The organism is Pseudoalteromonas sp. 2CM36K, assembly GCF_023161865.1.
GTDB lineage: Bacteria > Pseudomonadota > Gammaproteobacteria > Enterobacterales > Alteromonadaceae > Pseudoalteromonas > Pseudoalteromonas tetraodonis.
The window spans coordinates 1-1,231 of record NZ_JALNTK010000050.1 but is presented as its reverse complement, the minus strand read 5'-3'; the positions used below and the strand labels follow the sequence as shown (position 1 = coordinate 1,231).

Sequence of the window (1,231 nt, the reverse complement as noted above, 5' to 3'; positions counted from 1 at the left end):
TTGTAGATACCATCTCTCTTTATAGGCTTCAAGATCGTATTTAACTTTCTTGGAGCTTAAACGCTTCTTGATTTTTTATTACACCAAAACATATATGAATGAGTTTACGCATATTGGCGCCAATGATTTGCATCGACGTTTTGCCATTATTCAGCAAGGCTATTTTTTGCTGTTGTATCTTATAATTCCACTGCCCAGCGACTACTGCTGCCATATAAAGTTTACTTCTTATTTTTGAGGGCCCTAGCTTGCTCATAGTTGTACGGCCCTTCATTTTCCCAGACTCATGCAGCCGCGGTATTAAGCCACAGTAGGCAGCAGCTTGCTTAGCTCTGCTGAAATTTTTAGCGGCGAATATATACGTCAGCTCCCGAGACATAACAGGCCCAATACCGGGGATTGTTTCTAGTAACGTTCTATTCTTCTTTAAGTCAGGAAAGCTATTTATGTGACTATCAATATCTGACTTAAGTTTTTTTATCTCATCATCTAGAAAGTTAATCGTTTCTTTTAATGATTGAGTGACTCGCTCAGATGTCGCATTAAACTCACTTGCTTCTAATCGATTCTGCTCTCGTTGTTTATTGGACTCCAATGCATCAAGTCGACGCAGTAAGGATTTAAGCTCTCTAATTTCCTTTGCTTCAGGTTGCCAGAAGTTAACGGTTGATTGCTTAGCATAACCGTAGCTTGCAAGCATTATCGCATCTGACCTATCTGTTTTATGAACAACATTTAGAGCCTCAGCATATTTTTTTGCTTTGCTAGGGTTAGCGAGAATAATATTGAATCCTTGCTGGTATAAAAAGTACATTAACGGCTCATGGTAAACACCGGTTGGCTCTACCGTGATAACGATTTCCTCAGCTATAGTTTTGGTTGTACTTAAAAGCCACTGCTTAATTTCCTTGAAAGCTAGGTGGTTATTTTTAAATACTTTTGTTTTCTTTTTATTAGTGATTGGATCTCTCAGCCAACATAAATCAACTTTATCTTTACTGATATCAAAACCAATAAACATCATCTCTACTTACTCCCCTTGTACATACAGCATCAACTTAATCTAAGAGTGCTTGGATACCATTCAGTTTGTTGAGAATTGGAAGCTAGGGCTTAATCTACGGCTCAGTATCAAGTACTGGGCGGGGCTACAAGCTCACTAACTTCCGATGTAATAAATGATAGCTAATCATCTATTACAGAGAGATACAAGGCGGGGCTTTATGCCGCG

At 38.7% G+C, this 1,231-nt stretch carries 1 protein-coding gene; it reads right to left on the bottom strand.

The window, feature by feature from the left end; genetic code table 11:
• Positions 1-40: 40 nt before the first annotated feature.
• Positions 41-1,024, bottom strand: coding sequence for an IS110 family transposase (locus tag MTN97_RS17770; protein ID WP_036981290.1), 984 nt, complete (start codon positions 1,022-1,024; stop codon positions 41-43).
• Positions 1,025-1,231: the final 207 nt, after the last annotated feature.